This is a genomic window from Agrobacterium tumefaciens, from assembly GCF_017726655.1.
In the GTDB taxonomy this organism is placed as follows: domain Bacteria; phylum Pseudomonadota; class Alphaproteobacteria; order Rhizobiales; family Rhizobiaceae; genus Agrobacterium; species Agrobacterium tumefaciens_B.
This window is the reverse complement of the sequence record NZ_CP072309.1, coordinates 712,807-735,090: the sequence shown is the minus strand read 5'-3', so window position 1 is coordinate 735,090 and position 22,284 is coordinate 712,807. Positions and strand designations below refer to the sequence as shown.

18 protein-coding genes and 2 pseudogenes are annotated in these 22,284 nt (G+C 58.1%); 12 read left to right on the top strand and 8 right to left on the bottom strand.

From position 1 onward, the window contains the following. Window positions 1-6 precede the first annotated feature (6 nt). The 6 genes and pseudogenes from AT6N2_RS24200 to AT6N2_RS17505 all read right to left on the bottom strand — a co-directional run. Window positions 7-1,140 (bottom strand): annotated as a pseudogene (locus AT6N2_RS24200) (hypothetical protein); the annotation flags it as partial. Window positions 1,141-1,289: 149 nt separating this feature from the next. Beyond that, complete coding sequence (locus tag AT6N2_RS17520; protein WP_209090438.1) at window positions 1,290-1,868, bottom strand: PIN domain-containing protein; 579 nt, start codon at window positions 1,866-1,868, stop codon at window positions 1,290-1,292. Continuing rightward, the gene (locus AT6N2_RS17515) at window positions 1,858-2,304 is read right to left on the bottom strand and encodes an excisionase (protein ID WP_080830429.1); all 447 of its coding nucleotides are present in this window, start codon (window positions 2,302-2,304) and stop codon (window positions 1,858-1,860) included. The genes AT6N2_RS17520 and AT6N2_RS17515 overlap by 11 nt, the downstream gene beginning before the upstream one ends. Window positions 2,305-2,449: 145 nt before the next feature. After that, on the bottom strand, window positions 2,450-2,881 hold the full coding sequence (locus AT6N2_RS17510) for a type II toxin-antitoxin system VapC family toxin (protein ID WP_209090436.1): 432 nt from the start codon (window positions 2,879-2,881) through the stop codon (window positions 2,450-2,452). Beyond that, window positions 2,881-3,180: a hypothetical protein gene (locus AT6N2_RS24195; RefSeq protein ID WP_082055481.1), complete on the bottom strand. Its 300-nt coding sequence runs from the start codon at window positions 3,178-3,180 to the stop codon at window positions 2,881-2,883. The genes AT6N2_RS17510 and AT6N2_RS24195 overlap by 1 nt, the downstream gene beginning before the upstream one ends. Window positions 3,181-3,325: 145 nt before the next feature. After that, the gene (locus AT6N2_RS17505) at window positions 3,326-4,339 is read right to left on the bottom strand and encodes a LacI family DNA-binding transcriptional regulator (RefSeq protein ID WP_209090434.1); all 1,014 of its coding nucleotides are present in this window, start codon (window positions 4,337-4,339) and stop codon (window positions 3,326-3,328) included. A gap of 199 nt (window positions 4,340-4,538) precedes the next feature. Between AT6N2_RS17505 and AT6N2_RS17500 the strand changes: the two genes are divergently transcribed. From AT6N2_RS17500 to AT6N2_RS17445, 12 genes are all read left to right on the top strand, one after another. Further along, entirely contained in the window at window positions 4,539-6,467 is a 1,929-nt protein-coding gene (locus AT6N2_RS17500) for an ABC transporter substrate-binding protein (RefSeq protein ID WP_209090432.1), read from the top strand. A 104-nt stretch (window positions 6,468-6,571) separates the two neighbouring features. Next, the gene (locus tag AT6N2_RS17495) at window positions 6,572-8,686 is read left to right on the top strand and encodes a family 10 glycosylhydrolase (RefSeq protein ID WP_209090430.1); all 2,115 of its coding nucleotides are present in this window, start codon (window positions 6,572-6,574) and stop codon (window positions 8,684-8,686) included. A 28-nt stretch (window positions 8,687-8,714) separates the two neighbouring features. Continuing rightward, on the top strand, window positions 8,715-9,701 hold the full coding sequence (locus tag AT6N2_RS17490; RefSeq protein WP_173616190.1) for an ABC transporter permease: 987 nt from the start codon (window positions 8,715-8,717) through the stop codon (window positions 9,699-9,701). Window positions 9,702-9,711: 10 nt separating this feature from the next. After that, window positions 9,712-10,887 (top strand): ABC transporter permease, encoded by a 1,176-nt coding sequence (locus tag AT6N2_RS17485; RefSeq protein ID WP_209090428.1) that lies wholly within the window; start codon window positions 9,712-9,714, stop codon window positions 10,885-10,887. A gap of 11 nt (window positions 10,888-10,898) precedes the next feature. Next, on the top strand, window positions 10,899-12,611 hold the full coding sequence (locus tag AT6N2_RS17480; RefSeq protein ID WP_209090426.1) for an ABC transporter ATP-binding protein: 1,713 nt from the start codon (window positions 10,899-10,901) through the stop codon (window positions 12,609-12,611). Between the two features lie 11 nt (window positions 12,612-12,622). Next, window positions 12,623-13,408: a 2-oxo-tetronate isomerase gene (gene otnI, locus AT6N2_RS17475; protein WP_209090424.1), complete on the top strand. Its 786-nt coding sequence runs from the start codon at window positions 12,623-12,625 to the stop codon at window positions 13,406-13,408. 3 nt (window positions 13,409-13,411) lie between these two features. Continuing rightward, on the top strand, window positions 13,412-14,263 hold the full coding sequence (locus AT6N2_RS17470) for a 2-hydroxy-3-oxopropionate reductase (protein WP_209090422.1): 852 nt from the start codon (window positions 13,412-13,414) through the stop codon (window positions 14,261-14,263). A gap of 349 nt (window positions 14,264-14,612) precedes the next feature. Continuing rightward, window positions 14,613-14,897, top strand: coding sequence for a YMGG-like glycine zipper-containing protein (locus AT6N2_RS17465; protein ID WP_209090420.1), 285 nt, complete (start codon window positions 14,613-14,615; stop codon window positions 14,895-14,897). Between the two features lie 204 nt (window positions 14,898-15,101). Beyond that, window positions 15,102-15,776: a response regulator gene (locus tag AT6N2_RS17460; protein WP_209090418.1), complete on the top strand. Its 675-nt coding sequence runs from the start codon at window positions 15,102-15,104 to the stop codon at window positions 15,774-15,776. A gap of 1 nt (window position 15,777) precedes the next feature. Further along, window positions 15,778-17,127: a sensor histidine kinase gene (locus AT6N2_RS17455; RefSeq protein WP_209090416.1), complete on the top strand. Its 1,350-nt coding sequence runs from the start codon at window positions 15,778-15,780 to the stop codon at window positions 17,125-17,127. A gap of 247 nt (window positions 17,128-17,374) precedes the next feature. Beyond that, window positions 17,375-18,568 carry an efflux RND transporter periplasmic adaptor subunit gene (locus AT6N2_RS17450; RefSeq protein ID WP_209090415.1) on the top strand — a complete coding sequence of 398 codons (1,194 nt, stop codon included), beginning with the start codon at window positions 17,375-17,377 and terminating at the stop codon, window positions 18,566-18,568. Between the two features lie 8 nt (window positions 18,569-18,576). After that, the gene (locus AT6N2_RS17445) at window positions 18,577-20,526 is read left to right on the top strand and encodes a MacB family efflux pump subunit (protein ID WP_209090414.1); all 1,950 of its coding nucleotides are present in this window, start codon (window positions 18,577-18,579) and stop codon (window positions 20,524-20,526) included. 84 nt (window positions 20,527-20,610) lie between these two features. Here the strand turns inward: AT6N2_RS17445 and AT6N2_RS17440 are convergent. Both AT6N2_RS17440 and AT6N2_RS17435 read right to left on the bottom strand, forming a co-directional pair. Continuing rightward, a pseudogene (locus AT6N2_RS17440) lies at window positions 20,611-21,231 on the bottom strand (extracellular solute-binding protein); the annotation flags it as partial. Window positions 21,232-21,274: 43 nt separating this feature from the next. Further along, entirely contained in the window at window positions 21,275-22,273 is a 999-nt protein-coding gene (locus AT6N2_RS17435; protein ID WP_209090413.1) for a LacI family DNA-binding transcriptional regulator, read from the bottom strand. Between the last annotated feature and the right edge of the window lie 11 nt (window positions 22,274-22,284).

Genomic DNA, 22,284 nt, shown 5'->3' with positions numbered 1-22,284 from the left:
TCCACTGCGGAAGCCGATCTCGGTGAGAGTCGACGTTTTGAAGCGGATGAGATCTGCCATCTCCATCGCAAGCCGAGGGGGTGCGTCAACGACACCGGAGAGCAGGTCTGGATCCTCGAAAGCCTTGGTCAAACGCCCTTTTTCGTCCTCATCTCGCAGCCAGCTAGAAACCGCTAGTCGAGGAGTAAGTGCACTCCCGCCATATGTGATCCCAGGGAACCGGATTGCGTAGCGCTGCTTCGTTGCTGCCGCCTGGAAACGCCTGTAATCCGTCGACCCCGAGATGATAACGCGCCGGACCCATTCCAGGATCTCTGCGCGCTTTGAAAAAGGCAGGCTGCTGAAGTCGTCGGGAAGATGCCAGGCAAGCCGGCGCCGCTCCGCCGGGCTGATGTCTTCCAGATCGTGGCCATATAAGGACCTGGACTGATGTGGCAGTTTGGCTTTGAAATAGCCTCGCTCCAAGCCATATCTGCGCTCGATCCGGCAAAGGATATCAAAGCTTGCCACCGAGCGCGGCACACGCTGGCCCTCAATCCACGACAGCAAGGTCTTCGCATCAAAGGTTTCGTCTATGCAAACGACCGCCCGGTGGAGTTGCCAGTAACTCTCACCAAAGCGGTGCATTTGATAGGCGAGTGCATCGGCGAATGAACTCGGGTCTTCGTTGGCCTCGAACAAGGGTTCTGGTTTGTCAGAAACTGATCTCGGCTTAGGGCCGGGGCGGCCAGGTGAGGGCGAGCTCTCGATCTCTTCGATTTCGTGATGCTGGCTTGTCGGGGAGGGGGTAAACTTTCCCGTGGCACCGGATATCCGCGCAGCTTGCAGTCTTCTGCCTTTCGGAGCATCGTCTTCTACAAGCGGCTCCTTCAGCCAGCGCATGATCGCATCCAGCGCTGGTCGCAGCTGTTTCTTCAACGTTATCGTCAGCGCTTCATCGATCCCACAATCGTGCGCTATCTGCCGCCAATCATAGCGGTTGTTCGCTAGAGCGGGTGTCTTTCGAAATGTGATTAACGCCAGAAGGTAGGCGCGGACGTTGTCAACTACCCGATCCGGCGCGACAGGAACAATGCGGACATCGCAGTAGGTCGAGATCTTTTTCTGGAAATGGCGTTTGGAAAGGTCTTCGTTTGGCATGTGTCATCCCGTATTCTCTCGGGGCCTCAGGCCGAGGGCGTGCGGAATTAGTGGTAGACGGTTAAGAATCCGTAAAGTCTATAAGGACCACCCGACAACCCAAAGAAGTCGTCGGGCGGTCTCGTCAATTTTTCAAGGATTGCGCGGGCTCACTTCAATCCGGTTATGTTGCAGCGAAGCATCCCTGAAAACTTCTTCAACCCGCCTTGATGAAGCGCGTCGACGAACGCCTCAACCGATGGGATCGACTTTCGCAGATTATGCCTCGCACTTTTGACACTGGAGATTAGCGCTTCCGGAAACGCCGCATGGAGATCGGTGAGGAAATCATCTGGTGACTTGCTCGTCACACCATGGGCGAGAAGGTTGCTTGCGGGGAAGTCCTTCAGGTTCCAGGTGACGATGACGGAGGCTTTGCCTGCGATGGCTGCCGCGAGGACGTGTCGATCATCGGGATCCGGTAGCGTGAGTTCGTGAATCAACGGGCGATAGTCAGCCACGACGGCTTCTGGGAGGACCGCGTTCATCCGGTCGCGCGTGGCTCTCAAACGGTCGATGGACAAACCTGGTGTGTTGGCGGCGAGATTGCGCATCCACTCATCATGTATATCGTCGGTCCAGCACGCCTCGACAAGACCGTCGAAGGCGCACTGGATCAGAATGTTGCGGAGGTGGAAGGGGTAGAGGACGCAGGCATCGTAGACCGCGACGGGCGGATTAGAGGCCATAGGTCTCGATCAGGTCCTCTGTGTCCTCGGCAAGTGCTTCCATTGCCATCTGTCGTTTGTCGAGCTTCGACTTCAACGCGAGCACATCCTTCAGGAGGGCGCGGCGGTGTTTGCCGACGTAGCGGAATGGCAGATCGCCACGGTCCATGCGCAAGACGACGAGCGGACGAGAGATGCCGAGAATGGCTGAAGCGTCACTTGGGCTCACTTCCTGGTCCTCGGCCAGCACTGCAACGCGCTCCCCGCGCAGCATATGCGCCAGAAGGGCTTCGACAGCTGCGGCGGCCGAGGGTGGGATCGGGAGCGTGCGCGCCTTGCCACCTGCATCACGAACGTGGAGTTCCAGCCTGTCACCGGCAACCAGCTTTGGCAACGGCATTGCTGTTTTTCGATCGCGATCTGACAGTCTGGCGAAATGAACAATCTGGCTGGCCATGCGATATCTCCTTAGCAGCCAATATAGCGAGAGAGACCTCTATCTGCAATAACTGAAAGTGTGGATGGGTTGCGATGGCGGTGATGGGGCGGTTCTTCGGAACGCTGGTTCGATTCCGATCAAGAGCTTAACTCTAGCAAACGTTTCAGATAGCGCTTGTACGAAGGGGGTTGATGATCTCAATCCCCTGGAAATCTCGCAAATTGTCGGTGACAACAACACAGTTATTCGATTGAGCGATTGCAGCCACGATCGTGTCCAACGCACTACGCGGGCGGCCCGTTGCCCTTCCTTGCGCCATCATCTCTCCCCACACGAGAGCTGCCTTCTCGTCGAATGGAAGAATGCGACCAGCGAAGAGTGACTGGGGGCCCTCTTTGCCTCGAAACCAGGTTTCGAGCGCAGCTCGCTTCTTCCCCGCCGGCTTCTCGAGTATTCCACGGTGTATCTCGGCGATAGTGAGTGATGCGATGAACAAATCATCGTCCACTTGTTCAGCCATCCACGTCAACAAAGACGCTGAAGGCTCTGGTTTCGTAATATTGCTTAGAATGTTGGTGTCGAGCAAATAGCGCATTAAAAATCTATCTCGCGACCTTCTTCGCGTGATCGGGCTGTATCTAGCTCTGCACCAACCAGTGGCGATCGGCGGAGTGCCGCGAGAATCCCCCCCTTTTTCGGCGGCTCTCCGGCGAGAGTTTCACTAACGAAGGCGCGCAGATTGGCCGCCTCTGGGCCATCTTCGGCCAGTCGGCGGGCAAGCGATCTAATTAAGCTGCGATCACTCTCACGCCCGAGAACCTCAAAACGAGCGAGACCGCGGTCGCCTAGGCGGCTTCGATAATTCTGAATTGCGCGTGTCTGCGAGCTAGCCATGGTACCCTCCGGATATTTCCAGTAATATAGCCAGATGCTGAGGTGTCTGCAAGCCGCCCAAGGAACGGTCGTGGGGTAATTGACGATCTTATTTGGTCAGAATAACTGGGTCTTCGGTGCGTGACCCTTCAAGGGTGGGTTGTTTTCATCGCTCGAAGGGAGTCAACCATTTCGAATGTCTAGGGGCAGGCCCCGATGAGCGTCGCTCGATAAAGGTCGAGGCGATAAGGATGCGTTTTGCGACGACCGGCTGCCCTCTTGTTTCAATGCGTTCCAACAATAGCCGCATCGCTGTAGCACCCATCTCCACCCCTTGCACTCTGATGGTCGTCAGGGGAGGAGATATTTGGGTCGCGGCGGAAAAATCACCGAATCCGACAACGGACATGTCGTCTGGTATACGGTAGCCACGTGCTAGTAGCTCGGAAACAGCGGTCAGCGCCAGCCCATCGTGAGCGCAGAACAGGGCTGTGGGTGCGATTCCGGCAGTGTGAAGAGTTTGCAGCGCTGGGATAAAGCCACCATCTTCGTCAAAGCGCAGGACATGCAGTCTTGCATCGGCATGTTGCTCTAAACTTTCGCGCAGACCGTGATATCGCTCCATACGACCGCGATAGCCTTCCTGCCCCTGCACGAAAGCGATGTCGCGATGCCCGAGTCCAAACAAATAATCGCCGACCGCTATCCCTGCCTCGTGGTCCGTGCCGCCGACATGATCGGCCTGTTCAAGTGGAAACACCCACCCCAGTCGAACAGAAGGCAAACCCGACGCTTTTACAATGTCCAGCGTCTTTTGTTCGTGCGGTCCAACAAGAATGACGCCAGCACTATCTTTCACCATCGCCTCGACCCTGTCGGCGTCATGCGTCCACTGCAACCGTACGGCTTGACCCAGTCGATGCGCCTCCTTCTGCATGCCGTCCTGCAGCATCGTCCGCAACTCATAGCTCACGCTATCGACCTGATCGTGAAAGATCAGAGTGATTTCGCGTTGCTCGTCGGCGGGCTTCGGGCGCTGGTAGCCTAGCATCATGGCAGCGTCCTCGACGCGTTTGCGCGTCGCATCACTGACCCCTGCTTTTCCTGAAAGTGAACATGAGACGGCAAATTTTGACAGGCCGGTGTGATTGGCGATGTCCTGCAATGTTACTTTGCGCATAACGCATCCTCCCGCCGTGGAGCTACGTACCGAAATAAACTCAACATAACGCTTTACCTAACAAATTACATAATACAAGCTAAACAAATACGAGCATGCAAGCTATCTTTTTCTGACGTGGCATCCGTCCGAAAAATCGCGGGATCGATCCTGAGGAGGAGAGATAATTCCGCGATGCGTGACTGGAGGAGGAAAACAAATGCAAGGATTAAATCGCCGCGCGTTTCTCGCTGCGAGCACCGCTGCCGTCATACTACCCGCTTTGCCAGCGTTCGCGCAGACCACGGCCGTCAAAGACCCCGCCATGCTGGATGCCTTGGTCGGGGAGGGTAAGCTGCCCGCCGTTGTGGACCGCCTGCCGCTCAATCCGCTTGTCATCACGCCGCTTGACCGCGTCGGAACACATGGTGGTGACTGGAACAGCGCGATCGTCGGTGGTGGGTCCCTGTCGATGTTGTTTCGATATCAGGCTTACGAGCCGCTGTTGCGATATAAGCCCGACTGGTCGGGTGTGGTACCGAATGTCGCAGAGCACTACGAAAGCAATGCCGACGCCACGGAGTTCACCTTCAGATTGCGCAAGGGCATGAAGTGGTCTGACGGTCAGCCGTTCACTACCGAGGACATCATGTTCTGGTACGAGGACATATTCAATTACGAGGGCCTTAACGACATCGGCCAGAACCATCTGCGTGCGGGCGGAAAAAAGGCCCGCTTCGAGGCGTTGGACGATGTGACGTTCAAGGTGATTTTCGCCGCGCCCAACGGTCTCTTCCCTTTGCGGCTGGCATGGGCGAACGACGATCAGACCACCCGTGCACCGAAACACTACCTCAAGCAGTTCCACATCAAGTACAACCCAGATGCTGAACAGGAAGCCAAGGCCAAGGGCGCGTCTGGCTGGATTCAATTGTTTCAGCGCGAAGCGGGCCTCGTCGTGGACAACGAATTCTTCCAGAACTCCCAACGTCCCGTAATCCACGCCTGGAAGATGGCGGTTGCGCCAGGACAGAGCACCGACCGTGCGATCGCCGAGCGCAACCCGTTCTACTGGAAGGTCGACACCGAGGGAAATCAACTGCCCTACATTGATCGCATCGTCTACCAGATGGTCGCCGATGCACAGGTATTGTTGTTGAAGGCGATGCAGGGCGAAATCGATCTGATGGATCAGTATATCGCCACGCCGGCAAACCGGGCAGTGCTTTACGACTCCCAGGACCAGGGCCAGTTTGGCTTATATACGCTGACCTCGACCGAAACCAATGAGATGGTTTTCCAGCTTAATCTCAATCATCCTGACGAAGCCAAACGCAAGCTTTACGGCAACAGAGATTTCAGGGCTGCGCTGTCGATGGCGCTGGACAGGCAGGCGATTATCGACACTGTTTTCATCGGACAGGGAACGATCTCCCAACCGGCCGTGCGGGCGGAGGATCCTCTCTATAACGAACGTCTGGCCACGCAATTCACCCAATACGACCCCGACGCGGCCAACGCCCTGCTCGACAAGATACTTCCCACCAAGGATGGTGAGGGTTTCCGGCAGGATGAAAACGGCAAGCGTGTGACGGTCACATTCGAGATCGACCAGGCTCGAACCACATTCCTTGACATTTTCCAGCTGGCGCTACCGATGTTTCACGCGGTGGGTGTGGACGTGCAGATGCGAAGCATGGACCGTTCGCTTTGGGAGGTGCGCGTGCGTCAGGGCATCGACTATGACGCCACTGCACACCGCTTCGGCGGCAATGGCGGCATCGCGGCCATTCTCGATCCGCGCTATTTCATTCCCAACACGACCGAGGCGCTCTACGCCAAGGGGTGGCAATTGTGGTACCGCGATCCTGCTTCCAAGGGTGCGGTCGAGCCGCCTCAGCCGGTCAAGGACGCGTTGGCGCGGTATGACCGCGTGCTGGGCTCGCCGGACCCGGACGTGCAGCGCAAGCTGATGTCCGAAATACTGGAGATCGCGGCCGAACAGTTTTACGTCTTCGGCGTTTGCCTGCCCAGCGACAGTTACGGCGTGGTGAAGAACAACATGCAGAACGTTCCAAAATCCATGCCGAATTCGTGGGGATATCCCACACCCGGGCCAGCCAACCCGGAAACCTTTTTCAAGGCCTGATTCCACCGTTCCATCCCGGTATCAACCGAACCCGGATGGAAACATTGAACCTTTTCAATCGCCCCTGAAGGGCGTGATGGCATCCTATTGTAATTGGAGAACACATGTTGCATCAACCAAACGCCATTTCCGGAGCTGCCGTTCGTTCTCCAGACTGGTTTAAATCCGCCACTCGTTGGACCCAATTGACCTTTGCAGAAGACGACCCGGCGAAATATGATCCCGAATTCTGGGTCGACGTCTTCAAGCGCACCAAGTCGAATGCAGTCTGCCTTTCTGCTGGCGGCTATATCGCCTACTACCCAAGCGAAATCCCTCTGCACTATGTGTCCAGCTTTATTGGCGATACCGATCCGTTCGGCACGATCGTGGAAGGGGCGCGCAAATTGGGGATGCACGTCATGGCACGAGTCGACCCGCATGCGATCCACGCGGATGCAGCACGGGCCCATCCCGAATGGGTGGCCATCAATCAGGACGGAAGTCCGCGTGAGCACTGGGCATTTCCCGGTATCTACGTCACCGATGCGCTGGGAAGTTATAACCGCGACTTCACAACCGACGTCATTCGCGAAGTCGTAACCAAATATGACGTCGATGCCGTGTTCGCCAACCGCTGGCAGGGTCATGGCGTGTCCTACAGCGACGAGAATCGCATACGATTCAGGCAGGAAACTGGTTTTGATTTGCCGATGAGACCGGATGCGACGGATCCGGCATGGCAGGCGTGGGCGGCGTGGCGCAGACGCATACTCACCGAGCTTGTGGTCTACTGGGACGAGACGGTCAAATCCATCCGTCCCCATGCCAGCTTCATTCCAAATATGAGCGGTTCGTCACTGATGGAATTCGACCTTTCGCTCATCCAGAAACATTGCCCGATCCTGTTCGTGGACCACCAGGCGCGACAAGGTGTGGAGGTTGGCTGGTCTGCTGGACGGAACGGCAAACGCATTCGTGGAACGTTCCGGGACAGACCCGTTGGCCTCATCACCTCCATCGGACCAGAGGAAGAGTACCGATGGAAGGATTCCGTCCAGAGCGGTGAGGAAATCAAGCTCTGGATTCACGACGGCATTGCGCAGGGCCTTTTCCCATGGTTCACCAAATTCAATGCCTGCGTTCCTGACAATCGCTGGGTGCAGCCCGTTGCAGAAGCCTTTAATCTTCATGCGGACATTGAGCCGTATCTGGAGGGCATGCAGCCAACTGCCGAAATCGCGATCATTGATCCATCCACGACGTTGCGGCACTGGGCACCGGAGCAACGTCATATCGCCGAACATAATGATCTCGGCTTTTATCATGCGCTGGTGGAAGCGCGCATTCCGTTTGAATTTCTATCCGATCAGGTCATGACCCCGGATGCGCTTGATCGCTTCAAGCTCATTATTCTGGCCAATGCGACCTATCTTTCCGACGAACAATGCGCGGCCATCGAACAATATGTACAGCGCGGCGGGTCGGTCGTTGCCGCGCATGAAACCTCGCTCTGTAATGAAGTCGGCGAGCGGCGCGATAACTTCGGACTATCAAATGTCTTCGGTGCCTCGTTGGCATCGGTGCCACGTGGCCCGGTCAAGAACACCTATGTTGCACTGTCCGATCCGCACCCCGTGAACGAGGGCTACGAGGGCGCCGCACGCATTATCGGCGGCACACACCTTATTGCCGTCGATGCCAATCCGGACGTTGAAACGCCGTTCCTTTACGTCCCTGATTTTCCGGATCTGCCCATGGAGGAGGTCTACCCACGCGAAGCCCCGAACGGCGCTGCGGTGATTGTGCGTGATACCGGCCATGGAGGTCGTGTGGTCTACATTCCATGGAACATTGGCGAGGTTTTCTGGAAAGTGCTTGCACCCGATCATGGCAAGCTGATCTCGAACGCCGTGAACTGGGCCCTTGGCAAAGACCATCGTGTGACGGTCGAAGGGAAGGGTATCATAGACATCTCCGTTTACGAAAACGAGGACTCGATGGCGATCTTCCTCGTCAACCTTACCAACCCGATGATGATGAAAGGTCCTTTGCGGGAGGTCTATCCTATCGGTGAGCAGACGCTATCGATCAAGCTGCCGAAGGGTCGCTCGTCTGCCACGGTGAAACTGCTTGTGAAAAACGAGGAAACGTTCTGCAAGATCGTTGGCAACCGTGCGGAAATCACCGTGCCCTCCATCCGGGACCTCGAGACGGTTCATCTGACCTGGCATTCATAAGCCGGATAGCGTGTAGTGGGAGGAACCCATGCTGACATATGTGGCGAAGCGCGTTCTTTACATGATACCGACCCTGTTCGGCATGTCCTTGATCGCATTCATGATCATTCAATTGCCACCAGGCGATTATCTGACCTCGCTTCTCTCCACCATGGCCGATGGTGGGCAGAATCTGGACGAGGCGACGATTACGCGCCTGCGCGCGCAATACGGTCTCGATCAACCTGTCTATGTCCAGTATTTCGTGTGGATCAGCGGAATATTGACCCGGGGCGATTTCGGATACTCCTTCGAGTGGAACCAGCCGGTCTCGACCCTGATCTGGGACCGGATGGGATCGACGCTGTTGATCTCGCTGGCGAGTCTTTTACTTGTTTGGGCAATATCCCTCCCGATAGGGATCTATTCCGCGGTCAGACGCCATTCCTTCGGCGACCACGCCTTTACGCTTCTCGGCTTTATCGGGCTGGCCGTTCCGAATTTCATCATGGCGCTGACCTTGATGTATGCGAGCTACCGGTTTTTGGGACAAAGCGTTGGCGGCATATTTTCTCCCGCTTTCGTCGATGCGCCCTGGAGCATCGCAAAATTCAACGACATGCTCAGCCATATGTGGATACCTGTGATCGTCATCGCCATGTCAGGCACTGCCGCCATGATCAGAATTCTGCGGGCAAATCTGTCGGATGAATTGAGCAAGCCCTATGTCGTCACGGCGCGGGCCAAGGGTTTGCCTGAGCGCAAGGTCATTGTGAAATACCCCGTCCGCATCGCGCTCAACCCTTTCGTCAGCTCGATCGGCTGGGTGCTGCCGGATCTCGTTTCCGGCGTTACCATCACCGCCATCGTGCTGAACCTTCCAACGGCGGGACCGCTTCTGCTGCGGGCGCTGGTCGGTCAGGACATGTATCTGGCTGGAAGTTTCATTCTCTTAATGGGCGTGCTGACACTGGTGGGCATGCTGATTTCAGACATATTGCTGGCGGTGCTCGACCCCCGCATCCGGTTCAATTGAAGGGGTGGCCATGTCGATCAACCAGAACCCCACCATCGCGCTGGAAACCGGCCCCGCCATCAGCCCTCTGAAGTCCGGGCGCAAGGTAGTAAGTCTCGAGGCGGCAGGGCAATGGACGCTCATTCGCCAGCGCTTCTTCCGCCACAAGGTCGCAGCATTTGCTGCGGGCATCATTCTTTTGCTCTATTCCATCGGTGCCTTTGCCGAGTTCCTGGCACCGGGCCTGCCGAACACGTCGCGCCCGCAATACACTTTTGCGCCGCCGCAAAGCATCGCTTTATTCGCGCCGGCTGCCGATGGCGGTTCCCGCTTTCTGCCGCATGTGAAGGGCTACAAGATCGAGATCGAGCCCAAAGCCCTCCGCCGCAGCTTCGTTGTCGATGACACGAAAATCATTCCTATCGGATTGTTCGTCAAAGGGGCGCCTTACAAGCTTTGGGGCATCATCCCGATGGAAAGGCATCTGGTCGGGCCGATTGACGCACGCGATCCAATGTACCTGTTGGGTTCGGACCGGCTCGGACGGGACCTCATGAGCCGCCTCATCTATGGAACCCGCGTCTCCATGTCCATCGGCCTTGTCGGCGTTGCCATTTCGCTGACGCTCGGCGTCGTGATGGGTGCGGTCTCCGGGTATTACGGCGGCTGGGTCGATACCCTCATCCAGCGTATCATCGAGATTGTGAGCGCCATGCCGACCATTCCGCTCTGGTTGGGGCTGGCCGCTGCCATTCCCCTAAGCTGGTCACCGCTTTCGGTTTATTTTGTCGTAACTCTGATTGTTTCCCTTCTGAGCTGGACGGGTTTGGCACGCGAGGTGCGGGGACGATTCTTCGCGCTGCGCGGCGATGACTTCGTGACGGCTGCCCGGCTGGACGGTGCAGGGGAAAGGCGGATCATATTCCGCCACATCCTTCCATCACTTACCAGCCACATTCTGGCGGTGGTGACACTTGCCATTCCGACCATGATCGTCGCTGAAACTTCGCTGTCGTTTCTTGGGGTCGGTCTGAAACCACCGGTCGTCAGCTGGGGTGTGCTGTTGCAGGATGCCCAGAACGTGCGGACAGTTGCCACGGCGCCATGGTTGCTGATCTGGCCGAGCCTTGCAGTGGTCCTGGCGGTTCTGTCCTTCAATTTCTTTGGCGATGGCCTGCGCGATGCAGCCGACCCTTACGATAGCTGAAAGGAAGTGAGATGACGAAGCACGAAACCTTGCTGGCGGTCAAAGACCTGTCCATCGATTTCCATCTCAGAACCCATGTGCTCCATGCCGTTCGCAATGTCAGTTTCAACCTTGAACGCGGAAAGACGCTTGCGCTGGTAGGGGAAAGCGGTTCAGGCAAATCAGTGACCGCCCGCGCCCTGATGCGGATCATCGACAAGCCCGGACAGATGACAGGCGGCCAGATCGTTCTCGATGGGCCCAAGGGACCAGTCGATATCGCGAAATTTGCCGTAAGCAGTCGCGAGGTTCTGGCCATTCGCGGTGGACGGATCGGCCTGATTTTTCAGGAACCGATGAGTTCGCTGTCGCCGGTCCACACCATCGGCTCACAGATCATCGAAGCCGTGCGTTTGCATCGCCGCGTGTCGAAGAGACAGGCTCGGGAGCGATGTATCGAACTGCTGCGCCAGGTGGAGATACCGCAGCCGGAAGTGATGGCCGACAGATACACCTTCGAGTTTTCCGGCGGAATGCGCCAGCGAGCGATGATTGCCATGGCGCTGGCCTGCGACCCGGAAGTTCTGATCGCCGATGAGCCGACGACGGCGCTGGATGTGACGACGCAGGCCGAAATCCTCGATCTCATCAAGCGGCTGCAGGTGGAGCGCGGCATGGCGATGCTCCTCATCACCCACGACATGGGCATCGTTGCCGAAGTAGCGGACGAGGTCGCCGTCATGCGTTTTGGCAAGATCGTCGAAAAAGGGCCGGTGGACGAGATTTTCCACGCCAGTCAGCATCCCTACACACGGCAACTTCTGGAAGCGACGGTCAAGCTCGAGAGCGGCGCAGCAACGCGCACGCTGCCGGCGTCGCTGACGGCCAACGTGGCTCCGATCCTGTCAGTGCGCAATCTTTCCAAAGTCTACGGCGCGCCGTCCGGACTGTTTTCGCGCGGCGGTGGTCGTGGGCTGGTGGCGGTGGACGATGCAAGTCTTGACCTATTTGCCGGCGAAAATCTCGGCATTGTCGGCGAAAGCGGATCGGGCAAAACCACACTAGGGCGAATGATACTGCGGATCGTTGAGCCGAGTTCCGGCAAAATTGCGTATCGCGGACGCCCGGATGCTGCCCCGATGGACGTCACCACACTAAGCAAAGTGGATTTGCGCCGCTACCACCAGGATGTGCGTCTTATCTTTCAGGACCCATTTGCGTCGCTCAACCCCCGTATGACGGTAAAGCAGATCATCGGAGATCCTCTTGTCATCGCCGGTGGCATGCCCGGCAAAGCGGTGGAGACCCGCGTTGCCGAACTTTTGCAAAAGGTCGGGCTCGATCCCTTGGCGATGGAAAGATACCCGCATGCCTTTTCCGGTGGCCAACGCCAGCGGATCGGGATTGCAAGAGCGCTCGCCGTCAACCCGAAGGTCATCGTCGCCGATGAGGCGACTTCGGCTCTCGACGTGTCGATCCGAAGCCAGATCCTCGACTTGCTGCTCGACATTCAAAAGCAGCTCAATCTCAGCTTCATCTTCATTTCGCACGATATCTCGGTGGTGCGCTATTTCTGCGACCGCGTCGCCGTCATGCACAAAGGCAAGATCGTCGAGATCGGAGATGCGGAAACCATCTGCACCACGCCCTCGCAGCCCTATACCAAGCGACTGATCTCTTCTGTTCCGAACCCCGACCCCCGCAACAAGCGCATGCTGCACCGCCTGCGCGCAGACCAAGTTTGAGGTCATTCCCGATGCCGAAATTCGCCGCCAATCTGTCCATGCTTTATACCGAACATCCGTTCATGGAACGGTTTGCCGCTGCCGCTGCCGATGGTTTTGCGGCAGTCGAATATGTCAGCCCCTACGAGGAGGCGGCGGAGACGATTGCAGCGGAGCTCAGGAGGTGCAATCTGACGCAGGCCCTGTTCAACCTGCCGCCCGGCAACTGGGCCGCAGGCGAGCGCGGCGTTGCCTGCCTGCCGGACAGGGTCTCCGAATTTGAGACGTCCGTGGAAACGGCGATCCGCTATGCAAAAATTCTGGGATGCCGAAAGATCAATTGTCTGGCCGGTATTCAACCGCCCGGCGTCGATCCGCAGATTCTGGAAGACACGCTCGTCGGCAATCTCGGGCACGCCGCGCGACGTCTGGCGGATGCCGGAATTGCCCTTGTCTTCGAGCCCATCAACACCCGCGACATACCCGGATATTTCGTCACCAACACCGATCAGGCCGAACGGATCATGGACCGTGTCGGGCATTCCAACCTGCTGATACAGTATGACTTCTACCACATGCAGATCATGCAGGGCGATCTCGTCACGACCTTCGAGCGCCTGCAGGACAGAATCGGCCACGTTCAGATCGCCGATAATCCCGGACGTCATGAGCCGGGGACGGGCGAGATCAACCACGATTTCATCTTCAAGCGCCTGGATGAACTTGGTTACGAAGGATGGGTCGGCTGCGAATATCGACCGGCGTCGACCACCAGCGCAGGTCTTGGCTGGTTGAAAGCATATCAACAGGAGGATTGAGCCATGAAAATAGGATTTATCGGACTGGGCGTCATGGGCCGCCCGATGGCGCAGCATCTGATCGATGCCGGACATGAGCTTTATCTTCACCGGGTCAAACCCGTGTCGAACCACCTCCTGGAAAGCGGTGCGAGGGCCTGCGGTTCAGCTACAGAAGTGGCGCGCAGCGCCGAAATCGTGATTTTGATGCTGCCGGACACGCCCGATGTGGAAGCAGTTTTGTTTGGTGATGATGGCGTCGCGCACGGCCTTGATGCGGGAAAGCTCGTCATCGACATGAGCTCGATTTCACCGATTGCGACGAAGGATTTTGCCGCCCGTATCGAGGCGCTGGGATGCGATTATCTCGACGCGCCGGTGTCGGGCGGTGAAGTTGGCGCCAAAGCGGCGTCGCTGACCATCATGGTCGGCGGTAAACCGGATATTTTCGAGCGCGCAAGGCCGCTGTTTGAGAAGATGGGCAAGAACATCACCTTGATCGGAGACGTGGGAAACGGGCAGGTTGCAAAGGTCGCCAACCAGATTGTTGTCGCCCTGAATATTCAGGCCGTTTCGGAAGCCCTTCGCTTTTCGAATAAAGCCGGAGCGGACCCTTCCATCGTGCGCAAGGCGTTGATGGGTGGCTTTGCCGCGTCCCGCGTACTGGAGGTCCACGGCGAAAGGATGATCAACGAAACATTCGAGCCCGGCTTTCGCATAAGTTTGCATCACAAGGACATATCGCTCGCGCTTGAGTCGGCGCGTCTGCTGGAGCTTATGCTGCCCAACACCGCGATGGTTCAACAGTTGATGAATGGCGCGCTGGAAAAAGGCCTGGGCGACAAAGACCACTCGGCGTTGATCAAAGCCTTGTAGTTCGAACGAGACCTCCTGATTGACGGTCGTCAATCCAGGGTAAAGCGCGCAAATCAGTACATTAGTCCCTCGGTCAGGCCGCAAGAACGTTGGCGAGGGACTGCATATCGTCTTTCGGCCCTCGTCCTGAAACATAGTGAAGAACAGTGACAGTCCAGGGCCCATGAATGGGCGGCGGTCACCCCTGAGAGTGGGTGATCGCCAAGACGCGCGGCCGACAGGGATTTGCTCTTTCGAAAGGTGTCGATGGCGCCGGTTCTGCGTAACTTCCCCGTAATTTTCGGCGGTCATACGTCTCTGCCTCAACGGTCGATGGATGGCCGCAGTGGCGGTGAACGAAAGGACAGACATGAGAAAGATCATTTCGGGCGTACTTGTTTGCGTGGCACTGACCGCCTGCAGCCAGACGGAAAAGGGCGCCGGCATTGGGGCGGCAAGCGGCGCCATCATTGGTGGGTTGGCAAGCGGTACTTGGGAAGGCGCCGCAGTGGGAGCCGCCGCAGGCGGCGCGGGTGGCGCTGTGATAGGCAACATCAGCGAACGGAACGACAGGAACCGCCGCGACCGCTGGGAACGTCGGGATCACCGCGACTACAGCTGCAGATACCGGGATTATTACGGTCGCTGCCGCTAAAGATTGCAGCCGGCTGCCGCCCGTTAAAGGCGAGAGTGATGCCGAGGAACTCCGGCTCTTCTCCCTTAGCGTCCACACCAGGTTTTTGACATCCGGTAATCTGACGGTCAGGACGTCACGAACGTGGAGTTTATCTCGACCACCGGCCGTCGTTTTGCTGTAGAAATATCGGAACGATAGTCCGACTTGACTGAGTAGGCGCCTATGAAACTTCTACTTATCGAAGACGATCCAGAAATGACGGATGCCTTGAGGGTGGCCCTCTCGCAGCATGGCATTGTCCTTGATGCCGTTGGGGATCTGGCAACGGCGCGCGAAGCAATCGCCATGGCGGACTACGATATCGTCCTTATCGACCGGCAACTGCCTGATGGTGATGGCAGTACCTTCCTTGCGGATTTGCGTGGCGCAGGTTCAAACACGCGATCGATCATCATCTCGGCTCTGAGGTCCACCGACGAGCGAATATCCGGGCTGAATGACGGCGCTGATGATTATTTACCGAAGCCCTTCGAAATCCCCGAACTGGTCGCGAGAATGAGCGCTGTGCTGAGGAGGGCTCCGACAACGGGATCGTCCCTCCTGGCTGCCGGCAACGTTACCTACAATCGTGTGTCATGCGATGTACATGTCGATGGCGTCCGGCTTGCGCTCACCCGCAGGGAACTGCTGATCATCGAGACGCTTCTGAGAAACCGTGGTCGGACCGTGTTGCGCTCGTCCCTTGAGGGTCAGGTCTATTCCTTTGACGATGAGATCCAGTCGAACTCACTGGAATCCAACATGTCGCGGCTGCGCCGAAAGCTTGGCGAAGCGGAGGCCAACATCGTTATCAAAAACATTCGAGGCATAGGCTATTATCTTCATGAGCAGCAATAGGATGACCAGCACCTCCCTTCGCTGGCGTTTCACTTTCGGTTTTATTGTCCTGCAGCTCTGTGCGGTCATCGCCTCGCTCAGTCTGGTTTTCTATCTCCTTTCCGGCCTCAAGCCCGATGTGGCGATCACGTCCATCTGGCTGTCTCAGGAAATCGCAGATTCAGTCCGTCTCGAGCCGAATGGCCGAGCAAGTCTGATGCCGACGGCTGAACTTAGAGAGATTATGGAAGACTCGCCTAACCTTTGGTTCGTGGCAGACCTGGGCAAAGATATCGTTTTGGCACATGGCGTGCCTCCCGGGAAAATTGCCGATAACATGCCATTCTTGCGGACGTTCAGAAGTGTCGAACTTCATGGCGATCTGGATGATCCGTTGAGTGTGGGCCGCATGGAGCGTTTCGACACCCAGGCCGGTGAGGCGACGATCTTTGCTGGCGGTGTTCCGATGTCTCAATATGGTGTGACCGTGCTGCTGGGGAACCTTGCCATCGGTATTCCGGCGCTGATCCTCGTCGCCATTTCGCTCATTGGCGCTCCGTTTGTCACACGCTGGGCTTTGCGATCCTTCAGCGACCTGACCACGCGTCTCGACAGGATCGATCTCGACACACGTGGCGCCTTGGTGGAAGAGCGGGGTTTGCCCAATGAAGTGCTTCGCCTGGTGCGCGACATCAACAGGGCGCTGCGTCGTCTCGATAGCGGCTTCGAGGCGACGGAGCGCTTCTTCGTCAACGCGGCGCATGAACTTCGAACGCCGATCGCTGTCCTGCAGGTGAGGATTGATACGCTTTCACCAAGTTCTGACAAGACCCACCTGCAGACGGCCATCAAGCGACTGACAGCGATCGCGAACCAGCTTCTCGACACCGAGAAGTACCGACAGAAGCCCCAGCAGAACGCACCTGTCGATCTCAACAGCGTTGTGTCGAAGGTGGTTGCCGATCTTGCTCCCCTGGCGATCTCTGAAGGCTACGAGATTTCGTTCGACAGCGATGCGGAAGATCTGTTCGTTCCGGGTGATGCCGAAGCTTTGGAGCGTGCATTCGTCAATCTGGTCCGTAATGCAGTCCAGTACGGAGGCGGAAGAGGACAGATATCAGTGAGCATTGAGGCTGACGGTAGCGTGATGGTCGCCGATCAGGGTTGCGGAATTTCCGGCGATAAGCAATCGCGCATATTCGAACCGTTTTACCGGGTCAGCCCTCACGGCTCAGGCGCGGGCCTCGGTCTCAGCATGGTCAATGAGATCGTGACCCGTCACGGCGGCTACGTTGAGCTTTCGTCCGCTCCAGGCAAGGGCAGCACATTTGCCGTGCGCTGGCGCGAGAAGCGCATTTTCCAGCGTCGGTAGCGGCCGGTGCCTGCGCTAAGGGGTCAGGGCATCCGTATCCGTCGGCGTTGGCTGGGCACGGCCGCGATCGCCTGATATGTGGCGGGCAATCTCTGGCACGCCACCCATACTGCAAACACGCTTTGCCGATCGGTTGATTTTACGGTGCATGCCAAACGGAGCAGCCGCGACGACGGCTCCCCGTAATTTTCAGGTAACTCTCGTGACAGAGAAAGCCCGCAAATTTCATAGCATGGGCCACGACTAAATGACACGAAACATCACCCGCAAGCGTCTCATCCTGTCGGCGGTAACCCTTGTCGGTTTGCTGGGCGTCTGGCTTCTGTTTCTGCGTTCGCCGGCGAAGCCTGAACTGGTGACGGCGCAGGCGCGAACGGGTGACATTGAAGAGGTGGTGCTGGCGACCGGGGTTCTCGAACCGCTCGAGCTGGTGCGGGTCGGCGCCCAGGCGTCGGGACGCATTGAGCATCTTGCTGTCAAGATCGGTGACATCGTCGAGGCGGGCCAATTGGTGGCCGAGATCGATTCCCAGACCCGGCGCAACACCTTGCGGGACCGCGAGGCCGCTTTGGCCAACATCCGCGCCGTTCACGCCGCGCGCCGCGCCGGTCTGGTGAAAGCCGAGAAGGATTTCGAGCGTGAGCGTGACCTGCTGGCAGGTGGTTCCACGCCGCGCGCCCAGTATGACGCCGCGGTTGCGACGCGAGACAGCGCGCGGGCTGAGGTTCAATCGCTGGACGCCCAGGTCGCCCAAGCGCAGGTCGCGCTGGAGTCTGCGGGTATAGAACTGGACTATACGCGTATCACTGCTCCAATCGCGGGCACTGTGGTCGCGATCGTCACTGACGAGGGTCAAACCGTGAATGCCCTGCAGACTGCGCCGACCATCGTCATGATCGCGCGATTGGACACAATGACGGTACGCGCGGACATTTCCGAGGCTGACGTCGTGCGTGTGCGACGAGGCCTGCCGGTCTGGTTCAGCATTCTTGGCGATCCGAAGCGCCGGTTCGATGGGGAGTTGCGACAGGTGGAACCGGCCCCGGCTTCCATCGCCAACGAGAGCAACGCCGCTGCGAGCCGGATTGGCTCAACCAACGGTGCGGTATATTACACCGGGCTGATCGACGTGGCGAATGCGGACGGGGTCCTGCGGCCCTCCATGACGGCGCAGGTGTCCATCGTCTTGAGCCGCGTCAGCGGCGCCGTGCTGGTTCCGCTCAGTGCAGTGGAAGGGGCGCCCCGGGCCGGCGATACGGCGCGTGTGCGCATACTGGACGCGATGGGCGAGGTCCAGATCCGGCAGGTCCAGGTCGGCATCGATAACGGCGCGAACATCCAAATCCTTGGCGGTCTTCAGGCCGGCGAGACCATCGTCCTGGGAGCATCCACCGACGAACGCACGGATGGCCAGGCTCAACTGGCCGCGGCGAAGCGGTAGGGCGCGCTATGACGGAACCACTGATCCGCGTACGTGGGGTATCCCGCGCTTTCCCCGCAGGCGACGAGATGGTACGGGTGCTGAAAGACGTTGATCTCGACATCGAGGCCGGCGAGATGATGGCCATTATAGGTGCGTCTGGCTCCGGCAAGTCGACGCTGATGAACATCCTTGGCTGCCTCGATCGTCCGACGGACGGCAGCTACTGGATCGAAGGGCGCGAGACCTCGAGGATGTCCGTGGACGAACTGGCCGCGCTACGCCGTGAGCGTTTTGGTTTCATCTTCCAGCGTTATCATCTGCTTGGCGATCTCAGCGCGGCCAGCAACGTCGAGGTGCCGGCCATCTATGCCGGACGCAGCCGATCCGACCGGCACAAGCGAGCGATCTACTTGTTGACCCGGCTGGGGCTCGCCGAGCGGACGGGCAATATCCCGGGCAAGCTTTCGGGCGGCCAGCAGCAGCGGGTGTCGATCGCCCGCGCGCTGATGAATGGCGGCGAGATAATTCTGGCCGACGAACCGACCGGAGCGCTGGATACGCACAGTGGCGCCGAAGTCATGAAGATCCTGCGCGAGCTTCACGCCGAAGGGCACACCATCATTCTCGTCACTCACGACAAGAAGATCGCCGAGCATGCGGATCGGGTTGTCGAGATCAGCGACGGTGTTATCATTTCCGACGAGCGCAATGTATCCAAATCCGCCGCGACGGCGCGTCCCATCCGCGAGCACGCGCCGGGCGCTGGCTGGCGTGGTGCGATTGACCGGATGACTGAGGCCTTTCGTATGGCGGGCGCAGCAATATGGGCGCACAAGATGCGCTCGCTTCTGACCATGCTCGGCATCATCATCGGTATCGCCTCGGTGGCGGCTATCTCGGCACTGGGAGCCGGCTCGCAGCAACAAATCCTCAGCAGTATCAGTTCGCTCGGCACCAACACGATCGAGGTGCGGGCGGGTAAAGGCTTCGGCGATCTGGAAGCGGGCAAGATACGGACGCTGGTTCCCGCCGATGCAGAAGCGCTGGTGAACCAGCCCTATGTCGACAGCGTGACACCAACCGTAACGACGAGCGTAACTGTCAAGCGCGCCGCCGTGGCCGTCAATGCGTCAGTCACCGGCGTTGGCGCCGACTTTTTCCGTGTACGGGGCCTTGAGCTGGCGCATGGACAACTGTTCGACGCCCAGGACGTTACCGCCTACAGCCAGAATGTGGTGATCGATGCAAACGCTGCGCGAGACCTGTTTCCAGACCGGGTAAACCCGGTGGGGCAGGTCATCCTTCTGGGCACAATGCCGGCGAGGGTCACAGGCGTGACGAAACAGGAAAACTCCTCCGGCCCGGCGGTTGATACGTTGACCGTTTATGCGCCCTACACAACCGTCATGGGCCGCATGCTGGGTCGTCCGAACGTCGTCGGCATTACGGTCCGTATCAGGGACGATGTCGACCCGGGCAATGTCGAGGCCGCAGTTTCGCGCCTTATCGAGCGGCGGCATGGCGCCAAAGACTTCTTCCTCACCAACTCGGCGACCATTCGCGAGACTATCGAGACCACCACGCAAACCCTGACATTGCTGATTTCGTCAGTCGCCGTGATCTCGCTGATCGTCGGCGGCATCGGCGTGATGAATATCATGCTGGTGTCCGTGACCGAGCGCACCAAGGAGATCGGCGTTCGTGTGGCCGTTGGCGCGCGCCGCAGCGATATCCTCTCCCAGTTTCTGATCGAGGCCGTCTTGGTCTGCCTTGTCGGCGGCTTCATGGGAGTGATGCTCGCCCTCGGGATCAGCGCTCTATTCAATTTGCTGAGCCCCGACTTCAAAATGATCTTCTCTTCGGGCTCTATCATTGTGGCCTTTGCCTGCTCCACCCTGATCGGAATTGTCTTCGGCTTCCTTCCTGCCCGCAACGCGGCAAAGCTGGACCCAATAGAAGCCTTGGCACGCGAATGATGGCTGGAAAGCATGCGTGATGGCGCCGTGACGAATAGCAGTGGCCATTGCCGTTTGGAATTCCAATTGGGTCCGCCGCTCTGACGGGCCATAGGCATAGGTGATCCACTCGGTCTTGATGCCGTAGCCGCGGAACGTGTCGATCGGCCATTTGACGCCCTCAAGCTTGGAAAGCTTTTCGAGGTAGCCTTCAAACTCCTCGCGGGTCCAGGCGTCATCGACGGATTTGGGAATACGGGCGCCGATAGCCTCGAGATATTTTTTGTTGCCGTAGAGTACGACGGAAGAGTCCGTCAGGCCGACGGCGTAGAGCTGCTTGTCGATCGGGTAGGTACTCTGTGCAATGTTCGATTCCGTCATGTCATCGAGCAGATCCTGATCGATCAGCGGCTTAATCGGCTGCAAATAGCCAGACCATGCGTAATTGGCGAGGAATGGCGCATCCAGCTCCATGATATCGGGTAACTGTTTGGCCATCACGGCGGCGCTGAATTTTTCGTTGTAGGCGTCATGCGGAGCATAGATAAGTTCGATATCGACGTCTGGATTGGCCTGTTCGAAACGTTTTGCAACGTCACCATAGGCTTTGACCCAGCCCGGGTCGCCCTGATGCATCACATGGATCACGGTCTTCGCTTCAGCAAAGGTCGCAATTGCAAAAACGGTCGCGCCGACAAAAAAAGTGGAAAGTAAACGATTACCCAATGTTGTATGCATTATAGTCTCCTCCTTGATATAACTCAGAATTTCAGACAGATGCGCGTTCTACGAGGTGAAAAGGCAACTCACGCAGATGTGGGGGGGCAGGTTGCTCGGCGAGAAGAATTTCGATCGCCAGACGCCCCATCTCACGGTGCGGCAAAGCCATCGTCGTCAATGGCGGATCAAGCCGCGACGCGAGTTCCGCCTGGTTATCGAAACTGGCGACCGCGATGTCATCAGGAATGCGCAGTTGCGCGCGGCCGAGCGCGGCGTAGACCTCCATCGCCACACGATCGTTGCCACAGAGGATCGCATCCGGACGCACGCCGGAGCGTGCAAAATCCTCGATATGCGTGGAAACGAGACTCGGGACATCGTCGCCGTAGATGGCACCACTGACGGCCGGAAAAACGCCGAAAGGGGCAATGCCGGCTTCGTCATGGACGGCGCGAAATCCCTTTTCGCGCAATGCGCCAGCCAGAATTCCGGGAAGATTGATGAAAGCAATGCGCCGACGGCCAGCGGCGAGCAGGTGTCTGACGATCTCCCGCGCGGCACGCGCTTCATCCGGCACCAGCGATGTGACGCGCCCCGCAGCCTCACGGCAGTTGATCATCACTCGAACCGCGCGCGCTAGCTTTGCGGGGAGGGCGATCTGCTTATGGTACATGGCCGCGTAAGCCACCGCACGCGGCCGAAATTGCAGCACCTCATCGAGCACCGATCCCAACATCTGCCCGCTGCTATGATTGATGGTAAAGACGGCCATGCTGGCATTGCGCGCCGCACCATCAAGGCCAACAACGATTTCCGTTGCGAAAGGAGAGGTGATCAGGCCATCGGAGACAACGCCGATCAAAGGAAGCCAGCCCTGCCTCACCCCGCGAGCGGCAAGATTGGTGACATAGCCCAGTTCCTCGGCAATCGATTTTATCTTCTGCCGCGTATCATCCGACATGCGAGCGGAGCCACCATGCAAAGCGCCTGACACCGTCTTCACGGAGACGCCGGCACGCTGCGCAATATCAGAAAGCGAAACTGTCACGAGTTCACCGC